This window comes from Demequina mangrovi (assembly GCF_000759715.1).
Classification (GTDB): Bacteria; Actinomycetota; Actinomycetes; order Actinomycetales; family Demequinaceae; genus Demequina; species Demequina mangrovi.
Genome location: NZ_BBLU01000001.1, coordinates 259,816 through 282,113, shown reverse-complemented (window position 1 = coordinate 282,113; position 22,298 = coordinate 259,816). Strand labels below are relative to the sequence as shown.

Annotated in this window: 10 protein-coding genes; 3 read left to right on the top strand and 7 right to left on the bottom strand. The window is 70.1% G+C overall.

Going from position 1 to position 22,298, the window contains the following annotated elements:
* Positions 1-29 precede the first annotated feature (29 nt).
* From TR42_RS01255 to TR42_RS01225, 7 genes are read right to left on the bottom strand one after another with little or no spacing between them, the layout of a single operon-like run.
* The gene (locus TR42_RS01255; protein WP_042212259.1) at positions 30-1,199 is read right to left on the bottom strand and encodes a CIS tube protein; all 1,170 of its coding nucleotides are present in this window, start codon (positions 1,197-1,199) and stop codon (positions 30-32) included.
* 2 nt (positions 1,200-1,201) lie between these two features.
* Positions 1,202-1,747 (bottom strand): phage tail protein, encoded by a 546-nt coding sequence (locus TR42_RS01250; protein ID WP_201770758.1) that lies wholly within the window; start codon positions 1,745-1,747, stop codon positions 1,202-1,204.
* Complete coding sequence (locus tag TR42_RS13965) at positions 1,734-3,719, bottom strand: phage tail sheath family protein (RefSeq protein ID WP_052405488.1); 1,986 nt, start codon at positions 3,717-3,719, stop codon at positions 1,734-1,736. The genes TR42_RS01250 and TR42_RS13965 overlap by 14 nt, the downstream gene beginning before the upstream one ends.
* Positions 3,716-4,171: a phage tail protein gene (locus tag TR42_RS01240; protein WP_042212256.1), complete on the bottom strand. Its 456-nt coding sequence runs from the start codon at positions 4,169-4,171 to the stop codon at positions 3,716-3,718. The genes TR42_RS13965 and TR42_RS01240 overlap by 4 nt, the downstream gene beginning before the upstream one ends.
* 29 nt (positions 4,172-4,200) lie before the next feature.
* Positions 4,201-6,075, bottom strand: coding sequence for a phage tail sheath family protein (locus TR42_RS01235; protein WP_042212254.1), 1,875 nt, complete (start codon positions 6,073-6,075; stop codon positions 4,201-4,203).
* Between the two features lie 10 nt (positions 6,076-6,085).
* Positions 6,086-6,898: a hypothetical protein gene (locus tag TR42_RS01230; protein ID WP_042212252.1), complete on the bottom strand. Its 813-nt coding sequence runs from the start codon at positions 6,896-6,898 to the stop codon at positions 6,086-6,088.
* A complete protein-coding gene (locus tag TR42_RS01225) occupies positions 6,895-7,512 on the bottom strand; it encodes a Pvc16 family protein (protein WP_042212251.1) in 618 nt (205 codons plus the stop codon). The genes TR42_RS01230 and TR42_RS01225 overlap by 4 nt, the downstream gene beginning before the upstream one ends.
* A 115-nt stretch (positions 7,513-7,627) precedes the next feature.
* Between TR42_RS01225 and TR42_RS01220 the strand changes: the two genes are divergently transcribed.
* From TR42_RS01220 to TR42_RS01210, 3 genes are all read left to right on the top strand, one after another.
* On the top strand, positions 7,628-8,650 hold the full coding sequence (locus TR42_RS01220; RefSeq protein ID WP_042212249.1) for a hypothetical protein: 1,023 nt from the start codon (positions 7,628-7,630) through the stop codon (positions 8,648-8,650).
* A gap of 111 nt (positions 8,651-8,761) precedes the next feature.
* On the top strand, positions 8,762-9,511 hold the full coding sequence (locus TR42_RS01215; RefSeq protein ID WP_042212247.1) for an AfsR/SARP family transcriptional regulator: 750 nt from the start codon (positions 8,762-8,764) through the stop codon (positions 9,509-9,511).
* A 157-nt stretch (positions 9,512-9,668) separates the two neighbouring features.
* Positions 9,669-22,199 (top strand): CshA/CshB family fibrillar adhesin-related protein, encoded by a 12,531-nt coding sequence (locus TR42_RS01210; protein WP_042212246.1) that lies wholly within the window; start codon positions 9,669-9,671, stop codon positions 22,197-22,199.
* Positions 22,200-22,298 lie beyond the last annotated feature (99 nt).

Genomic DNA, 22,298 nt, shown 5'->3' with positions numbered 1-22,298 from the left:
CCACCTCCCCCGAGCCTCTGCGTGCAGTCTCACGGCCCTGGCGTCGCCGCAGCGTCACCGGAGACGCGAGCGCGCAGGGGCACGCCGCGGCCGAACGTGAGGCTCCGCGCATCCGTGTGCGCGCTCGCGTGGGCGCTCGCGGACGCCGAGGCCTGGGCCTGGAGCGGCACCGCGAACTGTGCGCGTGCACCCGCCTGCGCGGATGCGGCGGCTGAGGCGTCGGCGCGGGCGCCTGCCTGCACGATGCCGCCAGCCTCGGCGAGCGCGAAGCCCGCGGCGGCCTGCGCGCCGACGCCGCCCACGCGCGCCGCCGCGCCGCCCTCAAGGCCCAGCGCCGCCCGTGCACCCGCCTCCGCCGAGACGCTCGCTGACGCCGTCGCACCACCCGCGACCCCGAGTCCGGCCGATGCGGACGCGGCGGCGCCGAGCTGCACCTGGGCACCCGCGCTCAGCGAGAGCGGGCTGTCGAGGCCGGCCATCGCGGAGCGCCACGTCTCGGGATCCTGGTCGAGGCGTGTGAGCAGCTGCTGCACGCTCTCGCCCGCGCGGGCGATCACCGCCGCGACCGGGTTCGCCGTCGGCGCCGAGCCGGCCCCGTTGCCCAGCGGCGGATCGGGAGTGGTGGCGCCATCGGAGTACTGCGGCCCGGGCGTGCCCTTCAGAGCGTCGTCGCGTTCCCGGGCACCGGGGCCGAGCTCCGCCGCGTCCCACTTGCCGTTGACCTCGGTCATGGACACCGAGACCTTGGCCCGCAGCGGGTAGCCGTCGGGGGAGAAGTAGTCGATGTCCTCGGTGAGCTGGGTGACGATGCCGTAGAAGAGGAACTTCCCCCAGTGGAACAGCAGTGCCGGCGGCGGCTTGCCGGGGTCCTTGTCGTTGGGGGTGCAGAACCTCCGGATGTGCTCCGTGAGCTCGCGGACGTCCTGAGGCTCGCCCTTGTTGTTCAGCGCCTCGGCAGTGTCGAACTCCAGGTCGAAGGAGAGTGTCGACGGCTGCACCGACGGGGTCTGATGCTTCTGCGTCCGCGTGGTCGAGCCCCCGGTATCCACATTGTTCGTGGTGGAGATCTTCAGGGACGTGGGGTTGAACTGCACCCGTTCTCCGGCAGCGCCCTTCTCGTACCAGTACCGACGCGTGCCCTTCTTCTTGTCGACGACCTTGTCCTTGAGCGGGATCAGCTCCGCCACCTCGAGCTCCATGACTACGTCTCCATCCGCAGGCCCTCATGGGCGATGTGCAGCTCCTCGACCGCGATCTCGCCGGTCCGCGCGTTGAGCGTGGGTCCGGTCACCTTCAACGGCAGCCCGCGCTCGAAGGTCCACACCGCCATCGTGCGCGTGCCGGCGGCGTTCTGGATCTCGATGCGGCCGTTGTAGCGCGTCACGGGCAGCTCGCCGCTCACGGTGCGGGTGAGCCACAGCCACAGGTCGGCATTCGCGCGCGATTTGCCGTCCTTCGCGAACATGCCGCGCTTGAGGACGATGGGGGAGAGCTTGACCCGGCCCACGCGGCGGATGACGCCGTCGTTGCGCCCGCCCTCCAGGTACTCCTTCACGTCGGTCTCGAGCTCGAGGCCGCTGCACTCGGAGAACCCTCCCTTGCCCAGCGGCGAGGGGTTCCACTCGCTCGCATTGAACTTCTTCTCCTCGGTCGGTACGGGCCCCGGGGCCGCGGTCAGCGTGACCTGGAAGCGGAAGGCGGGCAGCAGGTAGCTCGGTGCCAACGCGAGGTCGCTAGACTCCGTCACTTTCCACCCCCAGCGCACCGTCGGGGTCCCGTGCGATCCGGACCAGGATGAACTCGAGCGGCGCCGCCGGTGCCACTCCTATCTCCGCGATGAGCCGTCCGAGCGCTTGGGAGGACGGCGGGTTGACGTCGTCGCCGCAGTGCACGAAGAAGGACTCGGCCTCGGAGCGGCCGGCGAACGCGCCCTGGCGAGCGAGTCCGCGCAGCAGGTGCGTGACGAGCTGGCGTAGCCGCTCGCGCAGCTCGGGTGTGTTCGGCTCGAATGCGAGGTCCGCGCACTCGCGTTGCAGGGTGAGGCGCAGCATCGTCATCAGCCGCCGCACGGACAGTTGGCGGTAGTCGGGGTCCGTGGACAGCGTGCGTGCCGCGCTCAGACGGAAGCCGTCGCGCTCTCGCCGGTAGACGTTGACGCCCATGCCGTGGAGCGACTCGTGCAGCGCGTCCGTCACCGCGGACCGTGCCTGCACCGCTCCGTCCGCGAGCTCGTTGGCGGGTCCCCAAGGGAGCCCGAGGCGGTTCTCGCGCGCGGCGATGATCCCGGCGGCGAAGCACGAAGGCGCCATCGTGACCGTCTCGCCGCCGCCCTCTGCTGCGACGGCCAGCCACGGGTGGTACGCCGCGGCGTAGGAGCTGTCGAACGTCGCGCGCCACGCGGCGATCTGTTCGACGGCGAGGCCGTCCGGAACGTCCAGCAACGCCACGAAGCGTTCGGCCTGGCGCGCCACCTCGACGATGCGGTGCTGGCGGAGCGTGATCTCGCGCATCGAGTCCGGGTCGCGTGCGTCCAGCCTGCCGCGGGGTGGATCCGGCGCGCGCCAGCCAGGCTCGGGCGCGGGCGGTTCGCACGAGCGGCACCGGCACGGCAGCGGCGCGTGCGGGTGCCTGGCAGGTGCCTGCGGCGCGGGCTGGTACGCGCCCCAGGTGAGGTCGGGCACGCACAGGAGGCCGATCTCGGTCACACGCGCCATCCGGTCGACGCCCACATGCGGGGCGGGCTGGCCCGGCGCGACCTCCTCGTCGATCGCGTGGAGGTCCGCGGGCCCGTCGTCGAAGAAGGCCGTGGCGTCGATGAGGTGGGCCCGATCGGCGCCTCGGTGCTCCAGCGTGGCGATCAGCGGCGAGAGGCTGGCCTCCGGCGTGAGGTCGACGTCCGTCCAGTCGCCGCGGGGGCTGACGAGACCTGACATCGAGGGATCCGCGAGCACGTCGCGGATCCACCGCGGGTGCCCGGGGTGGAGGCCCAGGCCGTCGATCACCTCGTCGGCGCGCCCCGGGGAGCGGGGCTGGCGCACCGTCAGGGTCGCCGTCACCACCTCGACCCGGAGCAGCACGCCCGACCCGAACGGTGGCGCGGTGTCGAGCGTCACCGCCCGCGCCGTTCCGCGGGGCGCGCGTCCATCCACGGCCTGCACCCGGCGGATCCGTGTCCCCGCCGGGTCGGCCGGCACGCTCAGGCGCAGCACCGAGCCCACCGGCGCATCCGCGCCTGCGGGAAGCATCAGGGAGCCGTCATCGAGGACCTCGGCGAGCACGCGCTGCGATGCGCGATACACGAGGGAGACGGCGAGGTCGTTGCCCCACTCGCCCTCGTCGGCAGCGCTCAGTCCCGCGGGCCGCCCGGCGTCGGGTGTGAGCAGGAAGCGGGCGGTGGCATCGTCGCCCGAGCCTGCCTCGGGGCTGTGCGGTGCGACCCGCAGCACGTACGCCGTGCGCCCGCCCTGGCGGAAGAACGCCGACACCGCGTACGGCAGCAACCGGGTCGGCCCGCCCGGCGGCGCCTCGAAACCGCCGAACGTGTCGACGAAGTCGGACCATCGTTCGACCCGCACCGGGGTGTCCACAGGTCCGCGCAGCGCGACGCCTACGAAGCCGGTGATGTCCAACCGCACGGGCCGGAGGTCCGCCTGCTGGCGCGCAGGCGCGAGGAACACGCCGGGTCGCCCCGGCGTGCGCGCGCCCGTCGCGGTGATCACGACGACGCGAACTCGATGCTCTCCGCGACGAGCTGGAGCTCCTCCATCGCGACCTCGCCGCCGCCCTTGCCCGCCAGGGTGGGGCCCACCCACTTCTTGGGCTGCGCTTGCATGAGGACCCACGAGCACACCACCTGCCGACCCTCGTCGAGCAGCGTGATGGTGACGGTCCGTGGCTCGAGGTCGCCCTGGCGCTGGGCCTTCAGCCATGCGAAGAGCCGCAGGTCGCCGATGACCCCGCGCTTGAGGGTGACGTCATCCGTGCTGTTGATGTTGGGCACCTTGCGCACATGGTTCTCGGCATCGTTGCCGTTGCGGTACTCGGAGTACTTGACCTCGTTGCCCAGGCCGCTGACGTCGGAGAACCCGCCAACGATCTGATCCTCGCCGCCCGCGGTGCCCAGCTTCACGATGAAGTTGAAGGCGCCGTAGGGGTTGTCCCGTGTTGCCATGGCTCACCTGCCTTCCGCCGCCGCGCGGCTCATGCCTGCCGTGAATCCGCGGTCCACTGCCCGATGCGGAAGATCACGAACTCCGCGGGGTAGGTGGGCGCGACGCCGATGAGGCAGATCATCCGGCCGTTGTCCAGGTCGTTCTGGGTCATCGTGGTGCGGTCGCAGCGCACGAAGAACGCCTCCTCGGGCTTGGTCCCGAGCAGCGCGCCCGTGCGCCACACCGTGATGAGGAAGTCCTCGATCGACTGGCGGATCGAGGCCCACAGGCGCTCGTTGTTCGGCTCGAACACCGCCCATTGAGTCGACCGCTCGATCGAGTGCTCGAGGAACAGGAACAGCCGCCGCACGTTGACGTACTTCCACTCGGGGTCGGAGCTCATGGTGCGGGCTCCCCAGACCCGGTTCGCGCGCCCCTCGAAGAAGCGCAGCGCGTTGACCCCCTCCGGGTTGAGCACCGACTGCCGGTCGAACGTGATGTTCTGCTTGAACCCGGTGATGCCCAGCACCACCTCGTTCGCCGGCGCCTTGTGCACGCCGCGCGCGACGTCGCTGCGTGCGTAGATCCCGGCGGCGAACCCGCTCGGCGGGAGCTGGAGCAGCGGCGTCGGTGCGCCGGGATCGGGCCGCACCGTCGGGTCGACGATCTCGACCCAGGGGTAGTAGAGCGCCGCGCGGGAGGTGTCGAACTGGGACCGGAACCCGCGGACCCCCGCGATCGAGCTGTCCTTGGGCGGGTCGACGATGCCGATGCGGTACGCCCGGGGCCGCTCGCAGTGCTCGATCAGGCTGTTGGTGATGGTGATCTGCTGAGGGAGGGGGAAGCGGACGGCGTCCGGCACCGCGACGATCGCGATGTCCTCCTGCTCCGCCAGCGCGCCGAGACCCGTGGCCACCTTCTTCTCGTCGTCGGGATCGGACAGCGCTCCCGCGTAGTCGGCCGGCACCACGGGCTGCCCCTCCGAGGAGCCCGTGAGGAGCGTCCACTCGGCCAACCCCTCGAGCCCGGCGACCAGGCCGGCGATCGGGGGCGTGACCGGTGGGTTCGCGCCGGTGTCGAACCAGATGAGGGTCTGCTCGTCCGGTGGCTCCTCGGGCTGGAGCACGTTGGCGATGCTCCTCGGGTGGTCGCTGCCCAGCTCGAGGCCGGGATAGGTGTCGAGCCGCAGATCTCCCCACCGCACGCTGATCGAGGCGGTGACGTGCGTGATCACGCCGGCGGGAGCGGTGACGGTTCCGTTGGCCTGGATCAGGCCCAGCCTTCCCTGGGCGTCCTTGCCCACGATGCGTACGTTGGCGGCGACGGGAGGGGTGGGCTCGATGCCCTTGGGGATCGCGTCCTCGGACGCGAAGGTCTCGACCGCCGCGCCCGGAAGCACGCCTCGCAGCACCGGCGGCCCGCCGTTGAGGCCCGGCGCCACGATGTTCTTGCTCCGTTCGAACGCCACCTTGACGGCGAAGCCGAGCCCGGCCTCGCCGGGCCAGCGCGTGCGGAAGAACGCGTTCGGCCCCACCGGCAGCTGGCCGAAGTTGCCCGCGAGCGCGACGGCGCCGTTGTCCTGGGTGAACGCGAAGACGCGCGACACGTAGAGCCGCCGCCCGCCGTTCGCGAAGAAGGCGCGTGCCGCGTACGCAAGGTAGTTGGTGCGGTCCGGGAGGCCCGCCTCGCCCACGGGCTCGAGGCCGCCGAAGGCGCGCTCGAACTCGGTGAAGCTGGTGACGAGCGTCGGTGGCGGGGCCATCACCAGCGGGTCCACCCAGTTGGGCGGGGTGAGGAAGTAGGGCACGGGACCGTACCGGGCGAGGCCCGTCATGCCGAGGGTCGAGGTGGCGACGCCCTCGATCGAGCGCGAGCGGAAGCTCGTCTCCTCGACGTAGACGCCTGGGGTCAGGTACTCGGGCATGGTGCTCTCCTCACGGAAGGAACGGGATGGCGGCCTCGAGGGCGCGGGTCCTGCCGACGTGGAGATCGACCGGCGAGGGTTGGGGGTTGCTCGGGACGAGAGCCGCTGGCGCGCTCCTGCCGCGCAGCAGCTCGGTGTCGAGGTCGGTCTCCTGCGGCGGGTTCGGCGGACGCGGGACCGGCTCCACGGGCGGGAGGGCCGCGGGCGCGGGAGGGGCGAACAGGGACAGCGGCACCTTCACGTCGTTGGAGAGCGGGTTCTGGCCCGCGGTGGAGACGCGCAGCACGAACTCGCCGCGGTCGTCCACGTGCGCCCGGCCCAGCACCACGTCGTTGGCGTCGATCGCAGTGAGCCGGGCCCACCGCACGGGATCCTCCCCGTGGACGATGCGTCCGCGCAGCGCGGTGCTCCCTGGCGGCAGCGGGTACGCGGCACCAGGCCAGAGCCACACGTGCAGGGTGCGCGCCCGCACGTCGACGTCCTGGGCGCGCACCTCGGCGAGGGTCCACAGCGGCACCTCGAGCCTGCGCGAGACGTAACGACGGCTCGGGTCGTCGAGGCGCACGGTGAGCGACGGCGGCCACAGCCGGTCGGCGCGGAGGCGGTACCGGCCGGTCCCGAGCCGCTCGAGGTCGAGGCATGGCCAGGTGCGGTCGGTGCGACGCGGCAGGAGCCGGGGCGGCGCCTCCCAGCCGACGCGCAGCGGTGCGTTGGCCGGTCCCGACGTGATGGCATCGTGCACCATCACTCCCAGCGCGAGGCGGTGCAGCACGGGGAGCTGCCCGCCCCCGGACGGGATCGTGTCGGGTTCTGTCGCGGTCATGTCGTCACACGCTCCACGCCGGCGGCGACGGTTCCCACGGCGCCGTAGCCGTCGCCGGGGGGCGCGTCGATGCGGATCACCCGCGCGATGTACGGCAGCTGCAGCCGGTAGGCGGTGTCCAGCGACTGGAACGCCTCGCTCATCGAGTCCATCGCGAGATCGTCCGGGACCACCTGGATCGCGTCGCCCTCGCCCCATGGATCGACGGTCTCGGTCGCCGAGACGGGGACGGGTCGCAGCATCGGCCCGGTGAGCAGGGGCTCGCCCTCGAGGATCTGCGCGGCGAGGCCGAGCCACCGCAGCTCCTCGTTGGCAGTGTCGACGTGCGTGCCCACCAGGAGGTGCATGCGCAACGGCAGGCGCGCGATCCCGTCGGTGCTGCCCGCGGCCGACCATCCCGGGCGAGTCTCGGGATCGACGCTGACGCGGTAGCAGAACACCGAGATCGCGGGCTTGGGAAAGATGTTGTTGACGTCCGTCTCGAGCGTCTTGAGGGTGCTGCTGTTGGCGAGCAGCGCTCGCACGCCCACCCCGCCGTCGCGCTCGTCGAGCCGGCGGCGCAGCAGATCGACGATGCTGAGCCCCGCCGCCTCGAGCGCTTGGTATCCCGCCATGCGGTGATGGTGGTGCCGCAGCCGTCACCGCGGCGTCGCGGGCGCCGCGGCGCGCAACGCCGGGGTGACAGCTGCGCGCCGAGACTCGCCATGCCGTCATCCGAAGGGAGCACCCATGAACACGGAAGAAGCAGCCCCGCAGGACCCGGACACGAAGCGCGGCTGCCGGCCCGACCCACCTGAATGCGGGTGCAGCCCGTCGACGGCGATCGACGAGCGGAAGTGCCGCGACGCGGGACTGTCCGCGCAGCTCGAGTACTCGAGCGCGCACGCCGAGGACCTTGCCGCGGCGAAGGGGCAGTACGACGAGGCGCGCAAGCAGTACCGCGAGAAGCGCCGCGAGGCCGTGCTCAAGGTCCAGGACATGAAGCATCAGGTCAAGCACCTCATCGAGCGCATCAAGTGCCTGATCGAGCAGGACCGGGTGATCCGCCTGCTGGACGAGGCGTACGACGATGTCAGCGAGCAATTGGACTGCTGCGAGGGGTGCGGCGAGTGCTGCGCCGAGGAGCGCGAGTTCGACACGGACCCACCCAAGGAGACGGACAAGGGCGACCGCAAGCTCGCGCACCGGATCGAGCGGTACGAGTCATGGATCGATGAGGCGAAGGAGTGCTTCGCGACGCTGGCGGGGGAGCCCGATGCCCTCGAGGCGCGCGTCGCGGAGGTCAAGCAGGAGCTCGACGGGATCCTCGCGGCGCTCGCGGACGATGCGGCCAAGGTGGATCTCAAGCGGCAGTACGTCCAGGCCAGGGTCACGCATCGCAAGCTCTGCAGGATCTGGAACGGCTTCGACGACACCGCGGCTTACGTCGACTGCCTGTGCACCGCGCTCACCACCTGGTCGGCCGGGGTGGACGCGGTCGCAGTCCTCAAGGGAGAGGCGGCGGTCCGGGAGTGCACGCGGCAGTCCGACGAGGACTGGTGCGCTGCGCTGACCGGGGGGCCGGTCGACGAGATCCTCGGCATGTACGATCACAAGTGCGGCTCCAATTCCCCGTGCGGACCCGACCAACCTGGTAAGCCCGACGACGAGCACTCCGACGACTGCGGTTGCGGCAAGCACAAGGACGACCACGAGCACGAGTACGACGATGACGCCGCGGAGCCGCCGGTCGCCCAGTCCTCCGGTGCGTGATCGAGCAAGGGGCCGAGTGTCCGGGCGTCGTTGTGACGGTTCGGTGACGCGCCAGACCTAGCGTCCCATGCATTGACGTCTCCGATATCGGTCGAGCAGGGGGGTCTGGCTATGACCGTCGCGTCCACCGGCACCCGCCAAGTCGCAGGCGACGTGGTCTGCCTTCTCGGCAATCCCACCGTCATGCAGGGCGGCCGGCGATATGCGGTGCCGGAGGGCTGCAAGCGCGTGCTCGCGTTCGTCGCCCTTCAGCACGGCCGGGTGGACAGACGTCACGCGGCCGGCTCGCTCTGGCCGGACGGCTCCGAGGGCAGGGCCGCGGGCAACCTCCGTTCCGCGCTGTGGAGGCTGCGCGGGGCCGGCATCACCGTCCTCGAGTCGGACAAGGCCAGCATCTACCTGCGTGAGCACACCACGACCGACCTGGACGAGCTGTGCGGGTGGGCCGACAGGCTCATCGATGGCACCGCGGTGGAGGCCGATCTCCGTGTGCCCGACTGGACCTCGACGGTCGCCGAGCTGCTGCCCGGGTGGTACGACGAGTGGGTCATCTTCGAGAGGGAGCGCATCCGGCAACGCATGCTTCACGCGCTCGAGGTCTTGAGCTGCACGCTCCGCCGAGTGGGTCGATACGGCGAGGCCATCGACGCCGCGATGGACGCGGTCGCCGTCGAGCCGTTGCGGGAGAGCGCTCACCGGGTCCTGGCGGAGGCGCATGTCGCGGAGGGGAACATCGTCGAGGCGAGGCGCACCTTCCTCCGCTACCGCGACCTCGTCCGCCGCGAGCTCGGCGTCGAGCCCAGCACGGCGTTCCGTGCGTGGCTGCAGAACTGTGCGGCGCGCCCGGCCAGGAGCGCTTGACGCATGGGCGATACGGCGCGCGACAGCCTCCGTGTAGCACTGAATCTCCCATCCTGCAGCGTGAGATGAATTCCCTGCATGAACCCGGCGCATAAGTCGCGGACTTCGCTTATCGGACTTACGTTGAATTCAAGTCTCCGATGGCGAGGGGTGGTTCGTGAACGGTGCGGTGAAGGGGTCCGTGCGCCCGCTGCGCACGCCGCAGAGGATGGCCACCGCGCTCGGCACGATCCTGGCGCTGGTGGCCACGACGTTCGTCGTGATCGTGGGTGGAGCACCCACGGCTGAGGCGCGTTACGCCGAGGGCGGCGACGGCCTGTACCCCGGATACATCGACTGGTTCGAGTGGGGATCCGACGGCGAGAACATCCCCAACGGCACCGAGCGCACCAACACGCGCAACGTGGGACTCCAGGAGCTCACCACCACGTGCACCATCACGGGCCTCAACGGCCAGGTCGAGGCGTACCGGCCCGGCAACTACCGGGGAGACGCGCTCGACAACCTCTACAACATCGGCGGCATCGACGGCGCCAACGAGCTGGTCTCCGGCGTCGCCAACACGATCAGCGCCGCGACGGTGTCCTTCGACTTCGATTGCGAGGTCACGCTCGACGGCACGCGTGTCGACGTCATGGGCCTCGTGGTCGCCGACGCGGAGTCGAACAACTCGCGTCAGGGCGAGTACGTCGAGGCGACCCCGGTCGAGAACGACGCCGTGTGGCGCGTCGTCGACCGTATGCGCGCGTGCGACACCTCGACGATCGCGACCCTCACGGGAGACACGTTGCGGCTCGAGTCGGACGGCACCCAGTGCTCCGAGGTCAACAACACGTACGGGCCGATCGCGGTCGGCTTCATGGAGGGTGCGACGGGCGCCCACGTGGAGATGCACGGTGGAGGCGTCAGCGCCGTCGCGCTCGGCGTGGTCTTCGAGGCTGACTTCGGCGACGCGCCGCTCAGCTACGGCTCCGCGGGGTCCCTGCTCCAGTCGACGTGGAGCGGCGGAACCGTCGGCCAGGGCGCCACCAACGTCTCCGACGACTCCTTCGTCATGGGCACGCCGGGCGGCTACGAGCCGATCCTGGGCTCCACCGTCGACTCCGACGCGGTCTACATCGGAAGCCAAGGCGCGGACTTCGACGACACCACGGGCAATCCCGCCAACGACGAGGACGGCATCTCGCCGCCCGGCGTGCTCGACACCGACTATGGAGAGACGTACTCGCTCGACGTGGCCTGCGTCGGCACGGGGTGGGTCTCCGGCTGGGTCGACTGGAACTTCAACGGGACCTTCGACGACTCCGAACGCGCGGGCGCCGTCCAATGCGCCGGCGGCACGGTCAACCTCACGTGGACCGTGCCGGACGATGCGGTGCAGACCGTGGTCGACCCGACCTACATGCGACTGCGCGTCGCCGCCGGCCAGTCCGGATCGGAGAACCCCAACAACATCACGAGCCGCGGCGAGGTCGAGGACTACCCGATCTACGTCGACCTGCCCGACCCCGGCCTCACCATCACCAAGGACGCGGAGCCGCCGGACTCGGCGCTCCCGGGCGACACGGTCGACTACACCATCACGGTGACCAACACCGGCGAGGTCGACTACAACGACGAGAACGGGCTCGCCTCGATCACGGACGACCTCAGCGCCGTCCTCGACGACGCGGTCTACAACAACGACGAGGCCGCGAGCACCGGCACGCCGACGTACAGCGAACCGGTGCTGAGCTGGGAGGGTGCGCTCGCGGTCGGGGAGTCGGCGACCATCACGTACTCCGTCACGGTCAACGACCCGGTGTCGGGAGACGGCCTGCTGAGCAACACCGTCGTGGGCCCGGAGGAGTCCAACTGCGCCGACGGCTCCGAGGACCCGGACTGCACCGTCGAGCTCCCCATCCGCGCGCTCGAGATCCTGAAGACCGTCGATCCCTCCGACGAGGCCGCGCCGGGCGACACTGTCACCTACACCGTCACCGTGACCAACCCGGGCCCCGCGGCCTACACCGCGGACGCGCCTGCGAGCTTCGACGACGACCTCAGCGGCGTCCTCGACGACGCGACCTACAACGACGACGAGTCGGCGAGCACCGGCACCGCCAGCTTCAGCGACCCGACCCTGCATTGGGAGGGTGCGCTCGCGGCGGGCGAGTCCGCGACCATCACGTACTCCGTCACCGTCAACTCCCCGCTCAGCGGGGACGGGCTGCTCGACAACTCCGTGGTCGGGCCGCCGGAGTCGAACTGCGACGACGGCACCGAGGAGGGCTGCACCACCGAGGTGCCCATCCGTGCGGTGGAGATCGTCAAGACCTCCGACGGCGCCGACGGCGTGCTGCCGGGCGACACCGTGACCTACGAGATCACGGTGACCAACAACGGCCAGGTCGACTACACGGTCGACGACCCGGCGTACTTCGACGACGACCTCAGCGACGTGCTCGACGACGGCGTCTACGGCGGCGGCAGCGCCACGAGCGGCGACCTCACCTTCACCGATCCCACGCTCCACTGGGAGGGTGCGCTCGCGGTCGGCGAGACCGTGACCATCACGTACACGATCACCGTCGACGACCCCGTGACGGGGGACGGGAACCTCTACAACGTGGTGGTCGGCCCGCCCGAGTCGAACTGCACCGACCCCGCCGAGACGCAGGACGCCGACTGCATCGAGCCCGATCCCATCCGTTCGCTCGAGATCACCAAGACGAGCGACCCGACGGACGAGGTGCAGCCCGGGGACACCGTGACCTACACCGTGACGGTGGAGAACACGGGACAGTTCAACTACACCGAGCTCGACCCTGCCGCATTCGAGGACGACCTCAGCGACGTGCTCGACGACGCCACCTACAACGACGACGCGACGGCCTCCGCAGGCGACGTGAGCTTCTCGGACCCGACGCTCTCCTGGTCCGGTCCGCTCGACGCGGGCGACACCGTCACCATCACCTACTCCGTGACGGTCGACGACCCGCCGGGCGGCGACGGGCTGCTGGTCAACGCGGTGGTGGGTCCGCCGGAGTCGAACTGCGACGACGGCACGGAGGAGGGCTGCACCACCGAGGTGCCCATCCGCTCCCTCGAGATCACCAAGACCGTTGACCCGAGCGGCGCCGTCCGCCCGAGCGACACCGTGACCTACACCGTCACGGTGGAGAACACGGGCGAGACCGACTACACCGTCGACGACCCGGCGTCCTTCGACGACGACCTCAGCGCGGTGCTCGACGATGCGACGTACAACGACGATGCGCTCGCGTCCTCGGGCGACGTGAGCTTCAGCGACCCCACGCTGCATTGGGAGGGCGCGCTCGCTGCGGGCGAGACCGTCACGGTGACCTACTCGGTGACGGTCGACGATCCGCCGGAGGGTGACGGTCTGCTGGTCAACGCGGTTGTGGGGCCGCCGGAGTCCAACTGTGACGACGGGACCGAGGAGGGCTGCACCACCGAGGTGCCCGTCCGCTCGCTCGAGATCCTCAAGACCGCGACGCCGTCCGACGGGGTCCTCCCCGGCGACACCGTCGACTACACCGTGACACTCACCAACACCGGCCAGGTGGACTACCTCCTCGCGTACTTCGAGGACGACCTCAGCGACGTGCTCGACGACGCCACCTACAACGACGACCTCGCCTCGACGAGCGGGATCACGAGCTACGTCGAGCCCGAGATCCGCTGGTACGGCCCGATCGCCATCGGTGGCACCGTGACCATCACGTACTCCGTCACGGTCGACGATCCACCCGAGGGTGACGGCTTCCTCACCAACGCGGTGGTGGGACCTCTCGAGTCCAACTGCGAGGCGGGCTCCACCGACCCCGACTGCACCACCACCGTTCCCGTCGGTTCGCTCGAGATCGTCAAGACCGCCTCGCCCGACGGCGAGGTGCTCCCCGGCGACACGGTGACCTACACGGTGTCCGTCACCAACACCGGCCAGATCGACTACACCGCGGAGAACCCCGCGAGCTTCGATGACGACCTCAGCGCGGTGTTGGACGACGCGACGTACAACAACGACGAGTCGGCGACCTCCGGCACCCCGACGTACAGCGAGCCGACGCTCTCATGGGAGGGCGCGCTCGCGGCGGGCGACACGGTCACGGTCACCTACTCGGTGACGGTGAACGATCCGCTCACCGGCGACGGGTTGCTGGACAACGCCGTCGTCGGGCCGCCGGAGTCCAACTGTGACGACGGCGCCGCTGATGAAGGCGCGGAGGGCTGCACCACCGAGGTGCCGGTCAAGGCGCTCGAGATCGAGAAGACGGCCGATCCCTCGGGCGAGGTGCTCCCGGGCGACACGGTGACGTACACGGTGACGGTGGAGAACATCGGCCAGGCGGACTACACGGCCGAGGCGCCGGCATCGTTCACCGACGACCTCACCGAGGTCCTCGACGACGCGACCTACAACGACGACGAGACCGCGTCCTCGGGCGACGTGAGCTACGCCGAGCCCACTCTCAGCTGGGAGGGCGCGCTCGCGGTCGGGGAGACGGTCACCATCACCTACTCCGTCACGGTCGACGACCCGCCGGACGGCGATGGGCTGCTCACCAACGCTGTCGTGGGGCCGCCGGAGTCCAACTGCGACGACGGCACGGAAGAGGGCTGCACCACCGAGGTGCCGGTCAAGGCGCTGGAGATCGTCAAGTCGTCCGACGGCGACGGCAGCACGCTGCCGGGCGACGTGGTGACCTACACGATCACCGTCACCAACACCGGCGAGGTCGACTACACGGCCGACGACCCGGCGAGCCTGGAGGACGACCTCAGCGGCATCCTGGACGACGCGGTCTTCAACGACGACGAGGCCGCCACCTCCGGCACGGTCGACTTCACCGACCCGACGCTGTCCTGGGAGGGCCCGCTGGCGGCCGGTGAGACCGTGACCATCACGTACTCCGTCACGGTCAACGACCCGCTGTCGGGCGACGGCGAGATGTTCAACGTGGTCGTGGGTCCGCCGGAGTCGAACTGCGACACCGCCGACACCACGGACCCCGACTGCGTCGAGCCCAACCCGATCCAGGCGCTCGAGATCGAGAAGAGCGCGGACCCCGACGGCGAGGTGCTGCCGGGCGGCACGGTGACCTACACGGTGACGGTCACCAACACCGGACAGACGGACTACACGGCGGAGAACCCGGCGAGCTTCGACGACGACCTCACCGACGTGCTCGACGACGCGACCTACAACGACGACGCGACGGCGGCCATCGGCACCGCGTCCTACACGGAGCCGATCCTCAGCTGGGAGGGTCCGCTCGCGGTCGGCGAGTCCATCACCGTCACCTATTCGGTGACCGTCGACGACCCGCCGACCGGCGACGGGCTGCTGGTCAACGCCGTGGTGGGTCCGCCGGAGTCGAACTGCGACGACGGCGCCGCTGATGAAGGCGCGGACCCGTGCACCACCGAGGTGCCGGTCAAGGCGCTCGAGATCGAGAAGGTCGCCGACCCCGCTGACGAGGTGCTCGCGGGCGACACCGTCACGTATACGGTCACCGTGACCAACTCCGGCGAGGCGGACTACACGGCCGAGGACCCCGCGTCCTTCGACGACGACCTCACGGAGGTCCTCGACGACGCGACCTACAACGACGATGAGTCCGCGACCTCGGGCGACGTCACCTTCTCCGACCCGACGCTGCACTGGGAGGGTGCGCTCGCGGCGGGCGAGACCGTCACCGTGACCTACTCGGTGACCGTGACGGAGCCGCTCACGGGTGACGGTCTGTTGACCAACGCGGTGGTGGGTCCGCCGGAGTCGAACTGCGACGACGGGACCGAGGAGGGCTGCACCACCGAGGTGCCCGTCAAGGCCCTCGAGCTGGCGAAGTTCTCCGATGCGGTCGGGAGAGCGCAGCCCGGCGACGTGGTGACGTACACCATCACGATCACCAACACGGGCCAGGCCGACTACACCGCGGAGGACCCGGCATCCTTCACCGACGACATCTCGGACGTGCTCGACGACGCGGTCTACAACGGCGACGAGTCGGCTTCCTCCGGCACGCCGTCGTACGCGGAGCCCACGCTGTCGTGGGAGGGCCCGCTCGCCGTTGGCGAGTCCGCGACCATCACGTACTCGGTCACGGTCAACGATCCGCTCAGCGGGGACGGGCTCATGACCAACGCGGTGGTGGGTCCGCCGGAGTCCAACTGCGACGCCGAGGACGCGGGACCCGAGTGCGAGGTCACCGTGCCGCTCGCCGCGCTGGAGATCGAGAAGACCGCGGACCCGGACGACGAGGTCTTGCCCGGCGAGACCGTGACCTACACGGTGACGGTCGCCAACACCGGCCAGGTCGACTACCTCGACGTCTCGTTCTCGGACGACCTCACCGAGGTCCTGGACGACGCGGTGTACAACGACGACGAGTCCGCGACAGCGGGCACCCCGACCTACAGCGAGCCGACGCTCAGCTGGACCGGTCCGGTCGACGCGGGTGAGACGGTGACCATCACCTACTCGGTGACGGTGAACGACCCCCTGACCGGCGACGGCCTGCTCGACAACGCTGTCGTGGGTCCGCCGGAGTCCAACTGCGAGGACGGCACGGAGGACGGCTGCACCACCGAGGTGCCGGTGAAGGCGCTGCTGATCGAGAAGACCGCCGAGCCCGCGGACGAGGTGCTTCCGGGCGGCACGGTGACGTACACGGTGACCGTGGAGAACATCGGGCAGGCGGACTACACGGACGATGCGCCGGCATCGTTCACCGACGACCTCACCGCGGTGCTGGACGACGCGGTTTACAACGGCGACGAGTCGGCGACGTCGGGCACGCCGTCCTACGCCGAGCCGGTGCTGAGCTGGGAGGGCGCGCTCGTGGCGGGAGAGACGGTGACCATCACGTACTCGGTGACCGTGAACGATCCGCTCACCGGTGACGGGTTGCTGGACAACGCCGTCGTCGGTCCGCCGGAGTCCAACTGCGACGACGGCACGGAGGAGGGCTGCACCACCGAGGTGCCGGTGAAGGCGCTGCTGATCGAGAAGACCGCCGAGCCTGCGGACGAGGTGCTCCCGGGCGGAACGGTGACGTACACCGTCACGGTCGAGAACATCGGCGAGGCCGACTACACCGCGGACGCCCCGGCGAGCTTCGAGGACGATCTGAGCGCCGTGCTGGACGACGCGACGTACAACAACGACGAGTCCGCGACCTCCGGCACTCCGACGTACAGCGAGCCCACGCTGTCGTGGGAGGGCGCGCTCGCCGCCGGCGAGACGGTCACCATCACCTACTCCGTCACCGTGAACGACCCGACCACCGGCGACGGGCTGCTGGACAACGCGGTCGTCGGTCCGCCTGAGTCCAACTGCGACGACGGCACCGAGGAGGGCTGCACCACCGAGGTGCCCGTTCGCGAGCTCGAGCTGGTGAAGACCTCCGACTCGGGTGGCGAGGTGCTCCCGGGCGACGTGGTGACCTACACGGTCACCGTCACCAACACCGGCCAGGTCGACTACACCGAGGACGCGCCCGCGACCTTCGACGACGACCTCAGCGAGCTCCTCGACGATGCGACCTACAACGGCGACGAGTCCGCGACCGGCGGGACCCCGTCCTACGCGGAGCCCCTTCTCAGCTGGGAGGGTCCGCTCGCGGTCGGCGAGTCCGTGACCGTGACCTACTCGGTCACCATCAACGAGCCCCTCAGCGGCGACGGCGAGCTCTTCAACGTGGTCGTCGGTCCGCCCGAGTCGAACTGCGACAGCGTCGACACGACGGATCCCGACTGCGTCGAGCCGAACCCGATCCGGGCGCTCGAGATCACCAAGCAGGCGGCGCCCGGCGACGAGGTGCTGCCCGGCAACGTGGTGACCTACACGATCACCGTGACCAACACGGGCGTGCTCGACTACACGGACGAGGACCCGGCGACGCTCGACGACGACCTCACCGAGGTGCTCGACGATGCGACGTACAACGACGACGAGTCCGCGACCGGCGGCACGGCGTCCTACAGCGAGCCGACCCTGCACTGGGAGGGTCCGCTGGGCGCGGGCGAGTCCGTCACCATCACGTACTCGGTCACGGTCAACGATCCGCTCACCGGTGACGGGCTGCTCGACAACGCCGTCGTCGGTCCGCCCGAGTCCAACTGCGACGACGGGACCGAGGAGGGCTGCACCACCGAGGTGCCCGTCCGTGCGGTCGAGATCCTCAAGACCTCCGACCCGTCGGACGAGGTGCTGCCCGGCGACGTGGTGACGTACACGGTCACCATCACCAACACGGGTCAGGTCGACTACGGCGCCGACCCGTCGGCGTACCTCGACGACGACCTCAGCGATGTCCTCGACGACGCCACCTACAACGGGGACGGCGCCGCGACCAGCGGCAGCGTCGACTTCTCCGACACGCTGCTGTCGTGGACCGGCGGCCTCGCGGTCGGGGAGACCGTGACCATCACGTACTCGGTGACGGTGAACGACCCGCCGACGGGCGACGGACTGCTCGACAACGCGGTCGTGGGTCCGCCGGAGTCGAACTGCGACGACGGGACCGAGGAGGGCTGCACCACCGAGGTGCCGGTGCGCACGCTCGAGCTCGTGAAGTCCTCGGACGGCGTCGGCTCGGCGCTTCCGGGCGACGTGGTGACCTACTCGATCACCGTGACCAACACCGGCCAGGTCGACTACACGGCGGAGGAGCCGGCGCAGATCACCGACGACCTCACCGACGTGCTCGACGACGCCACCTACAACGACGACGAGTCCGCGACGTCCGGGACGCCGACCTACAGCGAGCCGACGCTGTCGTGGGAGGGTCCGCTCGCGGTGGGCGAGAGCGTGACGATCACCTACAGCGTCACGGTCAACGACCCCCTCACCGGCGACGGGATCATGGACAACACCGTCCTCGGCCCGCCCGAGTCGAACTGCGACGCCGAGGACGCCGGCCCCGAGTGCGAGGTGACCCTCCCGATCCAGGCGCTCGAGATCCTCAAGACCGCGGACCCGGACGACGAGGTCCTGCCCGGCGAGACCGTGACCTACACGGTGACGCTCACGAACATCGGCCAGGTCGACTACCTGGGCGCGAGCTTCACCGACGACCTCACCGAGGTCCTCGACGACGCGGTCTACAACGACGACGAGTCCGCGACGTCCGGCACGCCGACCTACAGCGAGCCGACCCTCAGCTGGTCCGGGTCCATCGCCGCGGGCGACACCGTGACGGTCACCTACTCGGTGACGGTGAACGACCCGATGTCCGGCGACGGGCTGCTCGACAACGCCGTGGTGGGTCCGCCGGGATCCGCGTGCGAGGACGGGACCGAGGAGGGCTGCACCACCGAGGTGCCCGTGAAGGCGCTCGAGATCCTCAAGGTGGCCGACCCTGCCGACGAGGTGGTCGCGGGCGACACCGTCACCTACACGGTCACGGTGGAGAACATCGGGCAGGCGGACTACACGGACGATGCGCCGGCCTCCTTCGAGGACGACCTCACCGCCGTGATCGACGACGCGGTCTACAACGACGACGAGTCCGCGACGTCAGGCACGGCGTCCTACGCGGAGCCGGTCCTCAGCTGGGAGGGTGCGCTCGCGGTCGGCGAGACCGTCACGGTCACCTACTCCGTCACGGTCAACAACCCGCCCACGAGCGACGGGCTGCTCGACAACGCGGTGGTCGGGCCGCCCGAGTCCAACTGCGACGAGGGCACCGAGGAGGGCTGCACCACCGAGGTGCCGGTCAAGGCGCTGCTCATCGAGAAGGAGGTCGACCCGGCGGACGAGGTGCTGCCGGGCGAGGTGGTGACGTACACGGTCACGGTGGAGAACATCGGCCACGCGGACTACACCGCTGAGGCGCCCGCGTCCTTCGAGGACGACCTCACCGAGGTCCTCGACGACGCGGTCTACAACGACGACGAGTCCGCGACGTCCGGCACCGCCTCGTACGCGGAGCCGGTGCTGAGCTGGGAGGGCGCGCTCGCGGTCGGCGAGACCGTCACCGTCACCTACTCGGTCACGGTCAACGACCCGATGTCCGGCGACGGGCTGCTCGACAACGCGGTCCTGGGCCCCGACGGCTCCAACTGCGAGGACGGCTCGACCGACGAGTCCTGCACCACCGAGGTGCCCGTGAAGGCGCTGCTCGTCGAGAAGGAGGTCGACCCGGCCGACGAGGTGCTGCCGGGCGGCACGGTGACGTACACGGTCACGGTGGAGAACATCGGCCAGGCGGACTACACCGAGGACGCGCCCGCGTCCTTCGAGGACGACCTCACCGAGGTCCTCGACGACGCGGTCTACAACGCCGACGAGTCCGCGACCTCGGGCACGCCGTCGTACGCGGAGCCGGTGCTGAGCTGGGAGGGCGCGCTCGCGGCAGGGGAGTCCGCGACGATCACCTACTCGGTCACGGTCAACGATCCGATGTCCGGCGACGGTCTGCTCGACAACGCGGTGGTCGGACCTCCCGAGTCCAACTGCGACGAGGGCACCGAGGAGGGCTGCACCACCGAGGTGCCGATCCGCGCCCTCGAGATCCTCAAGACGGCCGACCCCGACGACGAGGTGCTGCCGGGCGGGACGGTGGAGTACACGATCACGCTCGAGAACATCGGTCAGGTCGACTACACGCGTGCGACCTTCACCGACGACCTCAGCGACATCCTCGACGACGCGACCGCGAACGGCGACTTCGCGGCCACTGCCGGCGGCTTCACCTACGCGAACCCGAACCTCACGTGGGTCGGTCCGATCGCCGTGGGCGACACGGTCACGATCACCTACTCGGTGACGGTCAACGACCCGCTGACCGGGGACGGATTCCTCACCAACGCCGTCGTCGGCCCGCCCGAGTCCAACTGCGACGAGGGCACGGAGGAGGGCTGCACGACCGAGGTGCCGGTCAAGGCCCTCGAGATCGAGAAGACCTCGGACCGCGGCGTCCGGGTACAGCCGGGCGACCCCATCGTCTACACGATCACGGTGACGAACATCGGCCAGGTGCCGTACACAGAGGAGGACCCCGCGGAGCTCACGGATGACCTCACCGCGGTGATCGACGACGCGACGTACAACGACGACGAGTCCGCGGACATCGGATCGGTGTCGTACGCCGAGCCGACGCTCAGCTGGAGCGGGTCGCTCGAGCCGGGGGAGACGGCGACCATCACCTACTCGGTGACCGTGAACGAGCCGGTGACCGGCGACGGCGAGATCGACAACGTGGTGGTCGGTCCCGAGGAGTCCAACTGCACGGATCCCGAGTCGACCGACGCCGACTGCATCGAGCACCACACGCTGCGCGCGATGGAGATCGTCAAGACCGCCGAGCCGGAAGGGTCGGTGACGGTCGGCGACACCGTGACCTACACGATCGAGGTGACCAACGTCGGCTCGGTCCCGTACACCTTCCTGTTCCCGGCCCGCATCGACGACGACCTCTCGGAGATCCTGGACGATGCGACGTACAACGACGACGCCGCCGCCGACACCGGCACGGTGAGCTACGCCGAGCCGACGCTCACGTGGACGGGTTCGCTGGGTGTGGGCGCCACCGCGACGATCACCTACTCGGTGACGGTGGACGACCCGCCGGAGGGTGACGCGTCCCTCGACAACGCGGTGCTCGGCCCGCCCGAGTCCAACTGCTTCGTGGCGACGCCGCGCGATGACGGTGAGGTGCAGCTCCCGGACGAGTGCCACGTCGAGACGCCCATCCGTCTGCTCGAGATCGAGAAGGTGGCCGACGTCGACGAGGTGATCCCCGGGGACGTGGTGACGTACACCGTGACGGTGACGTCGACGGGCACAGGCGACTACACGGACGAGGACCCCGCGTCGATGTCCGACGACCTCACCGGCGTGCTCGACGACGCGACCTACAACGACGACGCCGCCGCCGACGTGGGCGACGTGTCCTTCGCGGATCCGGTGCTCAGCTGGTCGGGCCCGCTCGCCGCCGGCGAGTCCGCGACGATCACGTACTCCGTCACGGTCGACACGCCGCCGACCGGCGACATCACCCTCGCGAACGCGGTGCTCGGCCCGCCCGAGTCCAACTGCCCGTCCGTGCTCCCCGTGAGCGGCGGCGGCATGGCCGTCGGCGTCGCGACCGCGATCCCGGAGATGCCCGAGGGCTGCCAGGTCATCACGCCGATCCGCATGTTCGAGGTGGAGAAGTTCGCCGACGCCGTCGAGGCGGACCCGGGTGACGTGGTCACCTACGTCGTCACGGTGACCTCGACCGGCACGGCCGCCTACACCGACGAGAACCCGGCGTCCTTCGAGGACGATCTCTCCGAGGTGCTCGACGACGCGACCTACAACGACGACGCCACGGCCACCGCAGGCGATGTCACGGTGTCCGCGCCCACGCTGTCCTGGACCGGCCCGCTCGAGGTGGGCGGCGTCGTGACGGTGGAGTACTCGGTGACGGTCGACGATCCGATGTCCGGCGACGGGACGATGGTCAACGTCATCACCCCCGGCGAGGGCATCGGCGGCGAGTGCTCGAGCGACGAGGCCTGCAGCACCGAGACCGTGATCGTCGCCCCGGAGGAGCCCGGCACCGGCGGGGTGCTGGGCAGCACCGGCCCGGAGCGTGCCGCGCTGTGGACGTGGGCCGCAGCCCTGCTGCTCGGCATGGGCGCGGTGCTCTACGGCACGGGCGCGGTGCGTCGCCGGAAGGACGGCGCGCGCTAGAAGGGACGAGCGGACGTCCGCCGGAGCGGCGCACGTCCGCTCTCCGTGCGAACGGAAGCGCGATAGCGCATGTCGAGACGTGGGCTACCGGGCCTTTCG